The organism is Streptomyces sp. DH41 (assembly GCF_029813785.1).
Classification (GTDB): Bacteria; Actinomycetota; Actinomycetes; order Streptomycetales; family Streptomycetaceae; genus Streptomyces.
Map to the genome: position 1 here is coordinate 105,559 of NZ_JARVKY010000006.1, position 16,813 is coordinate 122,371.

Genomic DNA, 16,813 nt, shown 5'->3' on the forward strand with positions numbered 1-16,813 from the left:
CCCATGGCCATCGCACACATTCATTTCCTGGGGGTTGAATCCAGTGGCTGACGAGGCAGAACTCCGCGACTATCTCAAGAGGGCCATCGTCGACGCCCGCACTGCCCGCAAGCGGCTGCGCGAGGTCCAGGAGGAGGCGCGCGAGCCGATCGCCATCGTCTCCATGGCGTGCCGGTACCCGGGGGGTGTCTCCTCGCCCGAGGAACTGTGGACGCTGGTCGCCGAAGGCGTCGACGCGGTCTCGGACTTCCCCGAGGACCGGGGCTGGGACCTGGAGGGACTCTTCGACGCAGACCCCGACCACGCGGGCACGTCGTACGTCACCCAGGGCGGCTTCCTGGAGGGCGCGGGCCTCTTCGACGCGGGCTTCTTCGGGATCTCGCCGCGTGAGGCGCTGGCGATGGACCCGCACCAGCGGCTGCTTCTGGAAACCTCCTGGGAGGCGGTCGAGCGGGCGGGCATCGACCCGCTCTCGCTCAAGGGCGCCGATGTCGGCGTCTTCTCCGGACTGTCCGGTCAGGGTTACGGTGCCGGCGCCGGTGTGGTGACCCCGGAAACCGAGGGTTTCGCGGGCACCGGCGCGTCGTCGAGTGTGGCGTCGGGCCGGGTGTCGTACGTCTTCGGCTTCGAGGGCCCGGCGGTGTCCCTCGACACCGCCTGCTCCTCGTCGCTGGTGGCCATTCACCTGGCGGCTCAGGCCCTGCGCCAGGGCGAGTGCTCGATGGCGCTCGCCGGCGGTGCGATGGTGATGGCCACTCCCGGCAACTTCGTGGCGTTCTCGCGTCAGCGGGGCCTGGCCGCCGACGGCCGCTGCAAGGCGTTCGCGGACGGGGCGGACGGCATGGGCCTGGCCGAGGGCGTCGGGGTCGTGCTCCTGGAGCGCCTGTCGGTCGCCCGAAAGCGCGGGCACAAGGTCCTGGCGGTGCTGCGGGGCAGTGCGGTGAACCAGGACGGCGCGTCCAACGGCCTGACGGCTCCGAACGGTCCTTCGCAGCAGCGGGTGATCCGGCGGGCCCTGGTCAGTGCCGGTCTCTCGGCGGCGGATGTGGACGTCGTCGAGGCCCATGGGACGGGGACGGCGCTGGGTGACCCGATCGAGGCGCAGGCGCTGCTCGCCACGTACGGCAAGGACCGTGACGGGGAAAGGCCGTTGTGGCTGGGCTCGTTGAAGTCGAACATCGGGCACACGCAGGCGGCCGCGGGCGTGGGCAGCGTCATCAAGATGGTGCAGGCGCTGCGGTACGGCGTCATGCCTCCCACGCTGCACGCCCAGCGGCCCTCAGACCAGGTGGACTGGTCGGCGGGTGCGGTGGAGTTGCTGACCGAGGCGCGGGAGTGGCCGCGTGACGGCCGTCCGCGCCGGGCCGGTGTCTCGTCCTTCGGGGTGAGTGGGACGAACGCGCACTTGATTCTGGAGGAGGCGCCCGAGGAGGAGGCGTCGTCGCCGTTGCCTTCTGGTGGTGTGGTGCCGTTGGTGGTGTCGGCGCGTAGTGCGGGGGCGTTGGCCGGGCAGGCCGGGCGGCTCGCGGCGTTTGTCGAGGAAGCCGGTGAGCGTTCTCTGACGGGCGTCGCCGGTGCGTTGGTCGGTGGGCGTGCGGTGCTGGGTGAGCGTGCGGTGGTGGTGGCCGGCTCGGACGACGAGGCTGTCGCCGGTCTGCGGGCCCTGGCGCGGGGCGAGAACACGTCTGGTGTGGTTGTCGGGAGTGCCGGTGCTGGTGCGCTGGGCAAGGTGGTGTGGGTGTTCCCGGGGCAGGGCTCGCAGTGGGCGGGTATGGGCCGGGAACTGCTCGACTCCTCACCCGTGTTCGCGGAGCGGATCGGAGAGTGTGCGGCGGCCCTGGAGCCGTTCATCGACTGGTCACTCGTCGATGTGTTGCGTGGGGATGCTGATCCGGGCCTGTTGGATCGGGTCGATGTCCTTCAGCCGGCCAGTTTCGCTGTGATGGTGGGTCTGGCGGCGGTGTGGGCGTCGGTGGGTGTTGAGCCCGACGCGGTGGTCGGGCATTCGCAGGGTGAGATCGCTGCCGCGTGTGTGTCGGGTGCGTTGTCGCTGGAGGATGCGGCGCGGGTGGTGGCGTTGCGTAGTCAGGCGATTGCCGGGCAGCTTGCGGGGCGTGGCGGTATGGCCTCCGTCGCCCTGAGCGAGAGCGAGGCGGTTGCGCGGCTGGAGCGGTGGGCGGACCGGGTCGAGGTGGCCGCGATCAACGGGCCGTCGTCGGTGGTGATCGCTGGTGATGCCGGGGCGCTGGACGAGGCGTTGGAGGCTCTGGCCGCTGAGGGTGTCCGAGTACGGCGGGTGGCGGTGGACTACGCCTCGCACACCCGGCATGTGGAGGACATCCGCGATGCTCTTGCCAAGACGCTGTCGGGTGTCGAGGCCCAGGCGCCTTCGATTCCGTTCTACTCGACCGTCACCGGCGAGTGGATCGAGGACGCCGGTGTCCTGGACGGCGGCTACTGGTACCGCAACCTCCGGAGCCAGGTCGGTTTCGGCCCGGCGGTGGGGGAGTTGATCCGTCAGGGCCACGGTGTCTTCGTCGAGGTCAGTGCCCACCCGGTACTCGTCCAGCCGATCACCGAGATCCTCGACGACAGCAACGACTCGGGCACCGGCACGATAGTGACGGGTTCGCTGCGCCGTGAGGACGGAGGGCTGCGTCGTCTGCTGGCCTCGATGGCCGAGCTGTTCGTGCGCGGTGTCACCGTCGACTGGACCGGCGTACTCCCGGCCGGGGCTGCCTCGGCACGGCTCGACCTGCCGACGTACGCCTTCGACCACCAGCACTACTGGCTCCAGGCGACCGACGCCCCCACTGACGCCACTTCCCTGGGGCTGGCCGGGACCGATCACCCGCTGCTCGGCGCGATGGTGGAGCTGCCGCACTCCGACGGGCTGGTGTTCACCTCCCGCCTGTCGCTGAAGTCTCATCCCTGGCTGGCCGAACACGCGATCGGCGGCATGGCGCTGCTGCCGGGCACGGGACTCGTCGAGCTGGCGGTCCGGGCCGGTGACGAGGCCGGCTGCGGCATGCTGGAAGAGCTGGTGATCGAGGCACCGCTGATCGTGCCGGAGCAGGGCGGGGTGCGGGTGCAGGTCGCCGTCGGCGCACCGGACGGCAACGGCGCACGCACCGTCGAGGTGCACTCGCAGCGTGACGAGGTTCCCGGCGACGGGGACGCGTGGACGAGGCACGCCACCGGAATCCTCGCCGCGTCGGCCCCGACGCGCGCAGCCGGGGTCGACTTCGCCGCCTGGCCGCCCCCGGGTGCCCGGCGGATCGAGGTCGATGCCGCCGACTTCTATGACGAACTGCGTGAGCGCGGTGTCGGCTACGGCCCGGCGTTCCAGGGAGTGCGGGCGGTGTGGCGGCGCGGTGAGGAGGTCTTCGCCGAGGTCGCCCTGCCCGAGGAACACCGCAAGGAGGCAGGAAGGTTCGGCATCCACCCCGCCCTGCTGGACGCGGCCCTGCAGACGGGCACGTTCGGTGGTGCGCTCGATGCGGACACGCCGGAGGAGGAAGCCGGTCGGCCGGTGCTGGCGTTCGCGTGGAACGGCCTGGTGCTGCACGCGGCGGGTGCCTCGGCGCTGCGGGTGCGGGTCGCGCCGAGCGGGCCGGACGCCCTGTCGGTCGAGGCGGCGGACGAGACCGGCGCCCTGGTCGTGACGATGGACTCGCTGGTGTCCCGGGCCGTGTCCGCCGAGCAACTGGACACGGCGGCGGGAACGGCCGCCGCCGACTCGCTGTTCCGCGTGGACTGGCGTGAACTGCCCCCGGCCCCGGCGGCGGAGTCGGTACCCACGTGGGCGGCGGTGGGGACCGCCGACGAGGTCGGCGCGCTGACCGAAAGCGCCGTGGCCCCACAAGCGGCGGTCCTGGAGGCCGTGGGCGGTGCGGGCGACGATGCCGTACTGGCGCTGACCTCCCGTGTTCTCACCGTGGTGCAGACGTGGCTGGCCGCGGGCGGGCTCGACGACGCGCGGCTCGTCGTCGTCACCCGGGGCGCGGTGGCCGCCGGCGGCGACGCCACGGTGACCGACCCGGCCGGGTCGGCGGTGTGGGGTCTGGTGCGGGCCGTGCAGGCCGAGAACCCCGACCGTATCGTCCTCCTGGACACCGACCAGCTCTCCGCACACCCGGCGGCCCCCACAGACCCGCCGGCCCCCGCAGATCCGGCGGACACCGTGCCGGAGGCCGTCCTCGCGGCGGTGCTGGCCAGTGGCGAGCCGCAGATCGCGGTGCGCGGAACCGCCCTCTCCGTGCCGCGCCTCGCCCGCGCCGACGCTCCCGGCACGCACCCGGTGTTCGGGCCGAGGGGGACCGTCCTGGTGTCGGGCGGCGGGTCCCTGGGTGAACTCGTCACGCGGCACCTCGTCGTCCGGCACGGCGTGCGGCACCTGGTCCTGGCCAGTCGCCGGGGCCCGGACGCCGAGGGCGTGCGGGAACTGGCCGCCGAGCTCACCGAGCACGGGGCGACGGTCTCCGTCGTGGCCTGCGACATGTCAGATCGTGCGCAGGTCGAGTCTCTGCTCGCCGGGATTCCGGAGGAGCACCCCCTGCGGGGTGTGGTGCACACGGCCGGTGTGTTCGAGGCCGGGCTCGTCGAGACCCTGACCCCGGAGCGGCTGGCGAGGGTGTTCGCACCCAAGGTGGACGCCGTACGCCACCTCGACGAGCTCACCCGTCCCTTGGCCCTGGACGCCTTCGTCGTCTACTCCTCCGCCTCGTCCGTCTTCATGGGCGCCGGCAGCAGCGGCTACGCGGCCGCGAACGCCTTCCTGGACGGACTGATGGCCCACCGCCGCGCGGCGGGTGTGCCCGGCCTCTCCCTGTCCTGGGGCACGTGGGCACACGCCACCAACATGACCACCCACCTCAGCACCGACGACCAGGCCCGGATGAGCCGGCGCGCGAACCGCGACGGAGTCGTCGCGCTCCAGCCCGCCGAGGGCATGGAGCTGTTCGACGCCGCGGTCGGCACCGTGGACTCACTGCTGGTGCCGGTCAAGCTGGACCTGCGAGGCGTGCGGGCCGGTGCGGCGGGCGGCGGAACGGTGCCGCATCTGCTGCGCGGCCTCGTACCCGCCGGCCGGCAACAGGCGCGGACGGCCGTCGCACAGGACGGCGACCTGCTGCACAGGCTGTCCGGGCTCCCCGGGCCGGAGCAGGAGGCCATGCTCCTCGACCTGGTGCGCACTCAGGCCGCGGTCGTGCTCGGCCACAGCGGGCCGGAGAGCGTCAAGGCGGAGACCGCGTTCAAGGACGTCGGATTCGACTCCCTCACGTCGGTGGAGCTGCGCAACCGGATGCGCGAGGTGACGGGCAGGAAACTGCCCGCCACGCTGGTCTTCGACCACCCGACCCCGCTCGTGCTCGCCCGCTTCCTGCGCGACGAGCTCGGCATCGGCGACGACGTGCTGTCGAGGGTGAACACGAAGATAGAAGACGTCGAGTCGCTCCTCGGTGCAGTGAGCCTCGACGAATCCATGAGGACCAGTATCGCGTTGCGCCTTCAGGGCCTGGTGGCCAGGTGCAATGGAGTGGTCGAGCAGACGGACGGTTCCACGGTCGCGGAGAAGCTGGAATCCGCATCGGCCGACGAAGTCCTCGACTTCATCGACGGAGAACTCGGGCTCGTGTGACGCCGGTTCAGGGCACCGGCACCGCCAAATCTCTCGTGAGGACTGACGAATGGCCACGGACGAAAAGCTCCTCAAGTACCTCAAGCGTGTCACCACGGAACTGCACACCCTGCGCAAGCAGGGCTCCTCGCACGCGGGTGAGCCGATAGCGATCGTGGGCACGGCGTGCCGGTTGCCGGGCGGCGTGGCGGGTCCCGAGGATCTGTGGCGGTTGGTGCGGGACGGCCGGGACGCCGTGTCGGGGTTCCCCGAGGACCGGGGCTGGGAGCTCGACGGCCTGTTCGATCCGGACCCGGACAATCCCGGCACGTCCTACACCGACCAGGGTGGCTTCCTCCAGGGTGCGGGCCTTTTCGACGCGGGGTTCTTCGGGATCTCGCCGCGTGAGGCGCTGGCGATGGACCCGCAGCAGCGGCTGCTCCTGGAGACCTCCTGGGAAGCCCTGGAGCGGGCGGGCATCGATCCCGTCTCGCTCAAGGGCACCGACGTCGGCGTGTTCTCGGGGGTCTCCAGCCAGGGCTACGGTTCCGGCGCCGGCGGCGTCGCGCCCGAGCTGGAGAGCTTCACCGGCACCGGCGTGGCGTCGAGCGTGGCGTCGGGCCGGGTGTCGTACGTCCTCGGCTTCGAAGGGCCTGCCGTGTCCGTGGACACGGCCTGCTCGTCGTCCCTCGTCGCCATCCACCTCGCCGCGCAGGCACTGCGGCAGGGCGAGTGCTCACTGGCCCTGGCCGGCGGCGCGATGGTGATGTCGACGCCGGGTACCTTCGTGGTCTTCTCCCGGCAGCAGGGCATGGCCGCCGACGGGCGGTGCAAGGCGTACTCGGACGGCGCGGACGGGATGGGCCTGGCCGAGGGCGCGGGCGTGGTGGTCCTGGAGCGGCTGTCGGAGGCCCGTGAGCGCGGGCACCGGGTCCTCGCCGTCATCCGGGGCAGCGCGGTGAACCAGGACGGCGCGTCCAACGGTCTGACGGCACCGAACGGCCCGTCGCAGCAGCGGGTGATCCGCAAGGCGCTGGCCGGGGCCGGGCTGGTCTCCGCGGACGTGGACGTGGTGGAGGGGCACGGGACCGGCACGGCACTGGGCGACCCGATCGAGGCGCAGGCGCTCCTTGCCACGTACGGGCAAGGACGCGATCCCCGGCATCCGCTGTGGCTCGGCTCGTTGAAGTCGAACATCGGGCACACCCAGGCCGCCGCGGGCGTGTCCAGTGTCATCAAGATGGTCGAGGCGCTGCGGCACGGCATCATGCCCCCGACGCTGCACACCCAGGAGCCGACGACCGAGGTCGACTGGTCGGCGGGCGCGGTCGAGTTGCTCAACGAGGCCAGGGAATGGCCGCGCAACGGCCACCCTCGGCGCGCCGGAGTCTCCTCGTTCGGTATCAGCGGCACGAACGCCCACCTGATCCTCGAAGAGGCCCCCGCCGAGGAGGAGGCCGCCGCACGCGTCGCGGAGGAGGAGACGCCCGGGGAGGAAGCCGAGGTCGCCGGCGAGGAGACGGCGCGGGCCGGGGAGGCAACGGCGGAAGCGGCCATCGCGGGTGTGGTGCCCCTGGTGGTGTCGGCGCACAGCGAAGCCTCTCTGGCGGGCCAGGCCGGGCGACTGGCCGCGTACCTGGAAGCCGGGCCGCACGCCGGATCGGAAACCGGATCGGAAACCGGACCGGAAACCGGACTGGACTCCGGACCGCACGCCGGATCGGACTCCAGGCCGCACGCCGGATCGGAAGCCGGGCCGCACGCGGTGCCGTTGCCGCGCGTGGCCGGTGCGTTGCTGTCGGAGCGGGCGCTGCTCCGGGAACGCGCGGTGATCCTGGCCGACTCGGCCCAGGAGGCCTCGGCCGGGCTCGGAGCACTGGCCCGCGGCGAGCACGCGGCCGGGGTCGTCACCGGCAGGGCGTCCGGTACGGACGGGGCGTCCGGTACGGGCGGGCCGGGCAAGGTCGTATGGGTGTTCCCGGGCCAGGGATCGCAGCGCGCGGGAGCGGGACGTGAGCTGTACGACCGCCACCCGGTGTTCGCCCGGGCCCTGGACGAGGCGTGCGAGCAGCTCGACGCCTTCCTCGCCGGGTGGATCGACCATCCCGTACGGGATGTGGTCCTGGACAGGGTGCCGGGCAGCTCCGAACTGCTGAAGCAGACGGTGTTCACACAGGCGGGCCTGTTCGCGGTCGAGACCGCCCTGTTCCGGCTCGTGGAGTCCTGGGGCGTACGGCCGGACGCGGTCATCGGACACTCGATCGGCGAGGTCGCCGCCGCGCACGCGGCCGGGGTGCTGTCGCTGCGGGACGCGGCGCGTCTCGTCGCGGCCCGGGGCCGGCTGATGCAGGCCCTGCCCCCGGGCGGGGCGATGGTCGCGGTGGCCGCCGACGAGACGGAAGTCGCCGGCCTGATCGGTGACGGTGACGGCGTCGGCGTGGAGGTCGCGGCGGTCAACGGCCCCGCCTCCGTGGTGCTCTCCGGCGACGAGGACGCCGTTCTCGCCGCGGCCGGCCGGCTGCGGGAACGAGGCCGCAAGACGAAGCGCCTCGCGGTCTCCCACGCGTTCCACTCCCTGCGCATGGAGCCGATGCTGGCCGACTTCGCCGCGGAACTGACCGAGGTGGAGTGGCGGGCACCGGCGATCCCGGTGATCTCGAACGTGACCGGGCGCCTCGCCGCGCCCGACGAACTCACCGGCCCGGAGTACTGGGCCGGGCACGTGCGCCGGCCGGTGCGGTTCGCCGAGGGGATCGCGGCCGCCGTCGAGTACGGCGCCACGCTGTTCGTCGAACTGGGCCCGGGCGCTGCCCTGACGTCACTGGTCGAGGAGACGGCCACCGCCGCCGGCGCCGACTCGACCTGCGTGGCGGCACTGCGCGACGGCCGCCCGGAGGAGCGGACCCTGCTGGCCTCGATGGCGGAGCTGTTCGTACGCGGTGTTCCCGTGGACTGGACGAGTGTGCTGCCGCGGGCCGGGTCGCGGCCGGAGGTCGTGGACCTGCCGACGTACGCCTTCGATCACCAGCACTACTGGCTCCAGACGGCGGGGTCGGTGACCGACGCGGCGTCGTTGGGGCAGGTGGCGGCGGATCATCCGCTGCTCGGTGCGGTGGTGCGCCTGCCGCAGACCGACGGGCTGGTCTTCACTTCCCGGCTGTCGCTGAAGGCGCAGCCCTGGCTGGCCGATCACGCCGTCGGCGGTGTGGTGCTGCTGCCGGGCACGGGACTGGTGGAGCTGGCCGTGCGGGCCGGTGACGAGGCCGGGTGCGGTGTGCTGGAAGAGCTGGTCATCGAGGCACCGCTGATCGTGCCGGAGCAGGGCGGGGTGCGGGTGCAGGTCGCCGTGGGCGCGCCGGGCGAGAACGGGTCGCGCACCGTGGAGATCTTCTCCCAGCGCGAGAACGCCTCCGGCGACGGGGACGCCTGGACACGGCACGCCACCGCCACCTTGACCAGCGAACCCCCCGCCCGGCGTGACGGATTCGGCTTCGCCGCCTGGCCGCCGGCCGGTGCGGAGCCCGTCGAGATCGGTGACTTCTACGGCGGCCTGAGCGGACGCGGCTACGGCTACGGACCCGCGTTCCAGGGCCTGCGCGCCGTGTGGCGGCGCGGCGACGAGGTCTTCGCCGAGGCCGCCCTGCCCGAAGAGCAACGCGAGAGCGCGGACCGGTTCGGCATCCACCCGGCGCTCCTCGACGCCGCCCTGCACGCCGGAATGTTCGGCACCGAGGCTGACACGGCTGACACGGCTGACGCGGCGGACGCGGCGGCCCAGAATCCCGGGCAGCCGGTCCTGCCGTTCGCGTGGAACGGCCTGGAACTGCATGCCGCCGGCGCTTCCGCACTGCGTATCCGCCTGAGCACCGCCGGCCCCGGCGCCGTGACACTGGAAGCGGCCGACGAGACCGGCGGCCTCGTCGTGACCCTGGACTCCCTGGTGTCCCGGCCGGTCTCCGCCGACCAACTGAAGCAGGTGACGGACTCGACGGTCGCCGACTCGCTGTTCCAGGTGGACTGGATCGAACCGCCGCCCGCCCAGCTGGCCCCCGACGCCCCCACCTGGGCGCCGGTCCGCACGGCCGACGACGTGACGGACCTCGCCCGCGGCGCCGAGGTTCCGGCGATCGCGGTGCTGGAGGCCGTCACCGCCGACGACGGTGACGGTGCGGACGCCGTACTGGCGCTCACCTCGCGGGTGCTGGGCGTGGTGCAGGCGTGGCTGGCCGCCGACGGCCTCGACGAGTCCCGGCTCGTGGTGGCGACCCGGGGCGCGGTACCCGCCGCTGACGGTGTGGTGACCGACCCGGCCGGGGCGGCCGTGTGGGGCCTGGTGCGCGCCGCGCAGGCGGAGAACCCCGACCGGATCACCCTGATCGACACCGACCCCGCCACCGAGGACGGAGCCGTGCCCGTGCTGGGCCCGGTACTGGCCGCGGGAGAACCCCAGGCCGCCGTGCGCGGCACGGCACTGAAGGTGCCCCGGCTCGCCCGTGCCGGCGGGTCCGCTCCGGACACACCCCGCGTCTTCGCCCCCCAGGGGACGGTACTGATCACGGGCGGCACCGGATCGCTGGGCGGCCTGGTCGCCCGGCACCTGGTCACCCGGCACGGCGTACGGCGGTTGCTCCTGGTCAGCCGGCGCGGCCCGGACGCCGAGGGCGCGCGGGAACTGGTCGCCGAACTCACCGAGCAGGGCGCGGCCGTGTCGGTCGAGGCCTGCGACGTGTCCGACCGCGACCAGACCGAAGCCCTCCTCGCCCGGATACCGGACGAGCACCCCCTGCGCGGCGTGGTCCACACGGCGGGCGTCCTCGACGACGGAGTCATCGGGGCACTGACCCCAGAACGCCTGGCGAAGGTGTTCGCCCCGAAGGCCGACGCCGTACGCCACCTCGACGAACTGACCCGCGAGCTCGACCTCGACGCGTTCGTCGTGTTCTCGTCCGCCTCCGGCGTGTTCGGATCAGCGGGCCAGGGCAACTACGCGGCGGCCAACGCCTACCTCGACGGGCTGATGGCCGACCGCCGGGCCGCGGGCCTGCCCGGACTCTCGCTGGCCTGGGGCCTGTGGGAACAGAACGCCGGAATGACCGCCCACCTCGGCGACGCCGACCAGGCACGGGCCGACCGCGGGGGAGTCCTGGCGATCACCGCCACCGAGGGCACGGAACTGTTCGACGCCGCGCTCGTGTCCGGGCAGGCGCTGCTCGTGCCCATCAAGATGGACCTGAGCGGGGCACGGGCCGGCGCGGCGGCCGGGGCGGCGGTCCCGCACCTGCTGCGCGGCCTCGTACCGACGGGACGCCGACAGGCACGAGCGGCGGCCGGCAAGGAGAGCGACCTGCCCCGCCGGCTGTCCGGGCTCACCGAGGCGGAAGGGGAGGCCCTGCTCCTCGACCTCGTGCGTACCCAGGCGGCGGTCGTCCTCGGCCACAGCGGACCGGACAGCGTCCGCGCGGACACCGCGTTCAACGAAGCCGGATTCGACTCGCTCACCTCGGTGGAACTGCGCAACCGGCTGCGCGAGGCGACCGGCCTGAAGCTTCCCGCCACGCTGATCTTCGACTACCCGACACCGCAGGCCCTCGCCGGCTATCTGCGTGAGGAGTTCGGGGACACGGCGACGGCCGGCGCACCGGCCACGCCCCCCGCCGCCGTCGCGGACCCCGACGAGCCGATCGCGATCGTGGGCATGTCCTGCCGGCTGCCCGGCGGTGTGACGGGCCCCGACGACCTGTGGCGGCTGGTGTCCGAAGGCCGTGAGGGCATGTCCGCCTTCCCCGAGGACCGGGGCTGGGACCTGGAAAGCCTGTTCGACCCGGACCCGGAGAGTGCGGGCACGTCGTACACCAGCCAGGGCGGTTTCGTACGGGAAGCGGGTCTCTTCGACGCCGGGTTCTTCGGAATCTCGCCGCGTGAGGCGCTGGCGATGGACCCGCAGCAGCGGCTGCTCCTCGAAACCTCCTGGGAAGCCCTTGAGCGGGCGGGCATCGACCCGACCTCCCTCAAGGGCACGGACGTCGGAGTGTTCTCCGGAGTGTCCAGCCAGGGGTACGGGGCCGGTGTGACCGCACCGGAGCTGGAGGGCTTCGCGAGCACGGGCACGGCGTCGAGTGTGGCGTCGGGCCGGGTGTCGTACGTCTTCGGCTTCGAGGGGCCCGCGGTCACCGTGGACACCGCTTGTTCGTCGTCGCTGGTGGCGATGCATCTGGCGGCTCAGGCGCTGCGGCAGGGCGAGTGCTCCATGGCGCTCGCCGGCGGCGTGACGGTCATGGCGACACCGGTCAGCTTCGTGGAGTTCTCGCGGCAGCGGGGCCTGGCCGGCGACGGCCGCTGCAAGGCCTACGCGGACGGTGCGGACGGCACCGGCTGGGCCGAGGGCGTCGGACTGGTCGTCCTGGAGCGCCTGTCGGTGGCACGGGAGCGCGGGCACACGGTCCTGTCGGTCCTGCGGGGCAGTGCGGTGAACCAGGACGGTGCGTCCAACGGCCTGACGGCTCCGAACGGTCCCTCGCAGCAGCGGGTGATCCGCAAGGCGCTGGCCAGTGCCGGTCTCTCGGCGGCGGACGTGGACGTGGTGGAGGGTCACGGCACGGGCACGGCCCTCGGCGACCCGATCGAGGCACAGGCGCTACTGGCCACGTACGGCAAGGGGCGTGACGCGGAACGGCCGTTGTGGCTGGGCTCGTTGAAGTCGAACATCGGGCACACGCAGGCGGCCGCGGGCGTGGGCAGCGTCATCAAGATGGTGCAGGCGCTGCGGCACGCGACCCTGCCGCCCACGCTGCATGTGGACGCGCCGACGTCGCAGGTGGACTGGTCGGCGGGCGGCGTGGAGTTGCTGACCGAAGCACGGGAGTGGCCGCGTGACGGCCGTCCCCGCCGGGCGGGCGTGTCCTCGTTCGGCATCAGCGGGACGAACGCGCACCTGATCCTGGAGGAGGCGCCCGAGGAGGAAGAGGCGGCGGCGGAACGATCGTCTGCACCTGGTGGTGTGGTGCCGCTGGTGGTGTCGGCGCGCAGTGCGGGATCGCTGGCCGGGCAGGCCGGGCGGCTCGCGGCCTTCGTCGAGGAAGCCGAAGCAGACGGGAGCCCTCTGACGGACCTCGCCGGGGCACTGCTCACCAGAAGGGCGTTGCAGGCAGAGCGCGCGGTGGTGGTCGCCGACTCGGACGCGGAGGCACTGACGGGCTTGCGTGCCCTGGAGCGCGGTGAGAACCCGGCGGGCCTGGTCACCGGGAAGGCCAGCGGTTCGGGTGCGCTGGGCAAGGTGGTGTGGGTGTTCCCGGGGCAGGGCTCGCAGTGGGCGCGTATGGGCCGGGAACTGCTGGATGCCTCGCCGGTGTTCGCGGAGCGGATCGGGGAGTGTGCGGCGGCTTTGGAGCCGTTCATCGACTGGTCGTTGGTCGATGTGCTGCGCGGGGATGCTGACCCGGGTCTGTTGGATCGGGTCGACGTTCTCCAGCCGGCCAGTTTCGCGGTGATGGTGGGTCTGGCGGCGGTGTGGGCGTCGGTGGGTGTGAAGCCCGACGCGGTGCTGGGGCATTCGCAGGGTGAGATCGCTGCCGCGTGTGTGTCGGGTGCGTTGTCGCTGGAGGATGCGGCCCGGGTGGTGGCGTTGCGTAGTCAGGCCATTGCCGGGCAGCTCGCGGGGCGTGGCGGTATGGCCTCCGTCGCCCTGAGCGAGAGCGAGGCGGTTGCGCGGCTGGAGCGTTGGGCGGATCGGGTCGAGGTCGCGGCCGTCAACGGTCCGTCGTCGGTGGTGATCGCTGGTGATGCCGGGGCGCTGGACGAGGCGTTGGAGGCTCTGGCCGCTGAGGGTGTTCGGGTCCGGCGGGTGGCGGTGGATTACGCCTCCCACACCCGGCATGTGGAGGACATCCGCGAGATCCTCGCTGACACGCTCGCCGGTATCGAAGCTCAGCAGCCGTCGATTCCGTTCTACTCGACCGTCACAGGCGAGTGGGTCGATCAGGCGGGTGTTCTGGACGGCGGCTACTGGTACCGCAATCTCCGGAGCCAGGTCGGTTTCGGTCCCGCTGTCGCCGGCCTTCTGGATCAGGGTCACGGTGTCTTCGTCGAGGTCAGTGCCCACCCGGTACTGGTCCAGCCGATCACCGAGATCCTCGACGAGAGCAATGACTCGGGCACCGGCACGGTGGTGACGGGTTCGCTGCGTCGTGAGGACGGGGGGCTGCGTCGTCTGCTGGCCTCGATGGCGGAGCTGTTCGTGCGTGGTGTCACCGTCGACTGGTCCGGTGTACTTCCGGCCGGGGCTGCCTCGGCCCGGCTCGACCTGCCGACGTACGCCTTCGACCACCAGCACTACTGGCTCCAGGCGACCGACGCCCCCACTGACGCCACTTCCCTGGGGCTGGCCGGGACCGATCACCCGCTGCTCGGCGCGATGGTGGAGCTGCCGCACTCCGACGGGCTGGTGTTCACCTCCCGCCTGTCGCTGAAGTCTCAGCCCTGGCTGGCCGATCACAGGGTCGGCGGAGTGGTGCTCGTCCCCGGTACCGGGCTGGTGGAGCTGGCCGTGCGGGCCGGTGACGAGGCCGGCTGCGGTGTGCTGGAGGAGCTGGTGATCGAGGCGCCGTTGGTGGTGCCGGAACACGGCGGGGTGCGGGTGCAGGTCGCCGTCGGCGCACCGGGCGAGAACGGTGCACGCACCGTGGACGTGTACTCGCGGCGCGAGGACGCCTCCCTGCGGACCGGCGCGGACGCGTGGACGCGGCACGCCACCGGCATGCTGGCCGGTGTGCCGCAACCGGGCGCCGGTACGGGAGGGTTCGACTTCGCCGCCTGGCCGCCCGCGGGCGCTCAGCCGGTGGACGTCGACGGTGGCTACGGCCTCCTCACCGAGGTGGGCTACGGCTACGGCCCGGCGTTCCAGGGCGTGCGCGCCCTGTGGCGGCGTGACGACGAGATCTTCGCCGAGGTCGCGCTGCCCGAGGAACACCGCGAGGAGGCAGGAAGGTTCGGCATCCACCCCGCCCTGCTCGACGCCGCCCTGCACTCGCCACTGCTGCAGATCGCGGGGGCGGTCGAGGCCGGTGACGGCGTCGAGGCCGGGCCGGACGGGCAGGAGTTGCGGCTGCCGTTCGCGTGGAACGGCCTGGTGCTGCATGCCGTCGGCGCCTCGGCCCTGCGGGTGCGCATCGCGCGGTCCGAGCAGGACGCGTTGTCGCTGGCGGCGGCGGACGAGGCCGGCGCCCTGGTCGTGACGATGGACTCGCTGGTGTCCCGGGTGGTCTCCGCCGAACAGCTGGATTCGGCGGCGGACACCACGCGGGCCGACTCGCTTTTCCGGGTGGAGTGGACCGAACTGCTGCCGCTCCAGGGAACGGAGATCGCGCCGTCCTGGGTGCCGGTCACCACCGCCGAGGAGGTGGCCACCCTGGCCGACGACGTGGAATCGGGCGCCCCGGCGCCGGCCCTGGCGGTCCTGGAAGCCAACGGCGGTGACGGCGACGACGCGGCGCTGGAACTGGCCACCCGGGTGCTGGAGGTTGTGCAGTGCTGGCTGGACGGACCCGGCCTGGAGGAGACACGGCTGGCCGTGGTGACCCGGGGCGCGGTGCCCGCCGGCGGGGTGGAGACGGTGACCGATCCGGCCGCGTCGGCGGTGTGGGGTCTGGTGCGCGCCGCGCAGGCCGAGAACCCCGACCGCGTCGTCCTGATCGACACCGATCCTGTCGTCACTGACCCGGTCGTCACCGATCCGGCCGACACCGATCCGGCCGACATCGCACCGGCGGACACCGATCCGGCGGACACCGATCCGGCCGACACCGCATCGGCGGACACCGCACCGGCGGACACCGATCCGGCCGACACCGCACCGGCGGACACCGCACCGGCGGACACCGCACCGGCCGACACCGCACCGATCGAAGCGGCGGTGACCGCGCTGGGTGTGGCGCTGGCCGGCGGTGAGCCGCAGGTCGCGGTGCGTGGCACCACACTCTCCGTGCCCCGGCTCGTCCGTGCCGGTGCCCAGGACACGGGCCCGGCCACGGCGTTCGGGCCGCAGGGGACGGTTCTGGTCTCTGGTGCCGGGTCGCTGGGCGGCCTGGTCGCCCGGCATCTGGTCACGCGGCACGGCGTACGGCATCTCGTCCTGGCCAGCCGCCGGGGCCCGGATGCCGAGGGAGTGGCGGAGCTGGTCGCCGAACTGGCCGAGCAGGGTGCGGCCGTGGAGGTCGTGTCCTGCGACGTGTCCGACCGCGCCCAGGTCGAGGCACTCCTGGGCGCGATGTCCGACGAGCACCCCCTGCGCGGTGTCGTCCACACCGCGGGCGTGACCGACGACGGGGTCATCGCAGCGGTGACCCCGGAGCGCCTCGCGAGGGTGTTCGCACCCAAGGTGGACGCCGTACGGCACCTGGACGAGCTCACCCGCCCCCTGGCCCTGGACCTTTTCGTCGTCTACTCGTCCGTCTCGGCGGTCTTCATGGGCGCGGGCAGCGGCAGTTACGCGGCGGCCAACGCCTACCTGGACGGCCTCATGGCCAACCGCCGGGCGGCGGGCCTGCCGGGACTGTCGCTGGCCTGGGGCCTGTGGGAGCAGACCAGCGGCATGGCGGCGGGCACCGACGACCTCACCAAGGCGCGGATGAACCGGCGCGGCGGCCTCCAGGCGATCACACCGGCCGAAGGCATGGAACTGTTCGACGCCGCGCTGGGCTCCGGACACGCGCAGCTGGTGCCCGCCAAGCTGGACCTGACGTCGCTGCGCACCCGGGCCGGGGACGGCGGGGGAGCCCCGCACATGCTGCGCGGCCTGGTCCGCGCCGGCCGCCAGTCCGCCCACACGGCGAGCACCGGCGACCACGGGAAGGCCCTGGCCGAACGGCTGGCCGGCCTGCCCGCCGCCGAGCAGGCGCAGGTGCTGCTCGACCTCGTCCGGGACCAGGTGGCCGCCGTACTGGGCCACAGCGCCACGTACCGGATCGACGCGGACCAGGGACTGTTCGAGGTCGGCTTCGACTCCCTCACCTCCATCGAACTGCGCAACCGGCTCCGCGACCTCACCGAGCGCAAGCTCCCGCCCAACCTGGTCTTCGACTATCCGACGGCAGGCATGCTCGCCGCTCACCTGCACGGGCTCATGTGCGGCGAACAGGCGGCGCTTCCCGTAGCGGTCTCCGTGTGAAGCGGCGATCCCCCCACGAGAGAAGGTGACGA

The 16,813-nt window shown here is 72.8% G+C and carries 1 protein-coding gene and 1 pseudogene; both read left to right on the forward strand.

Annotation, left to right across the window (positions count from 1 at the left end; all coding sequences use genetic code 11):
• Nucleotides 1-46 precede the first annotated feature (46 nt).
• Nucleotides 47-5,641 (forward strand): annotated as a pseudogene (locus tag QC283_RS12530) (SDR family NAD(P)-dependent oxidoreductase); the annotation flags it as partial.
• 49 nt (nucleotides 5,642-5,690) lie between these two features.
• Complete coding sequence (locus QC283_RS12535; RefSeq protein ID WP_279561539.1) at nucleotides 5,691-16,781, forward strand: type I polyketide synthase; 11,091 nt, start codon at nucleotides 5,691-5,693, stop codon at nucleotides 16,779-16,781.
• The last annotated feature ends 32 nt before the right edge of the window (nucleotides 16,782-16,813 follow it).

Bases quoted from the DNA above. Each gene is read 5' to 3' on its own strand.
- QC283_RS12535 (WP_279561539.1), top strand. From the start codon at position 5,691: ATGGCCACGGACGAAAAGCTCCTCAAGTACCTCAAGCGTGTCACCACG.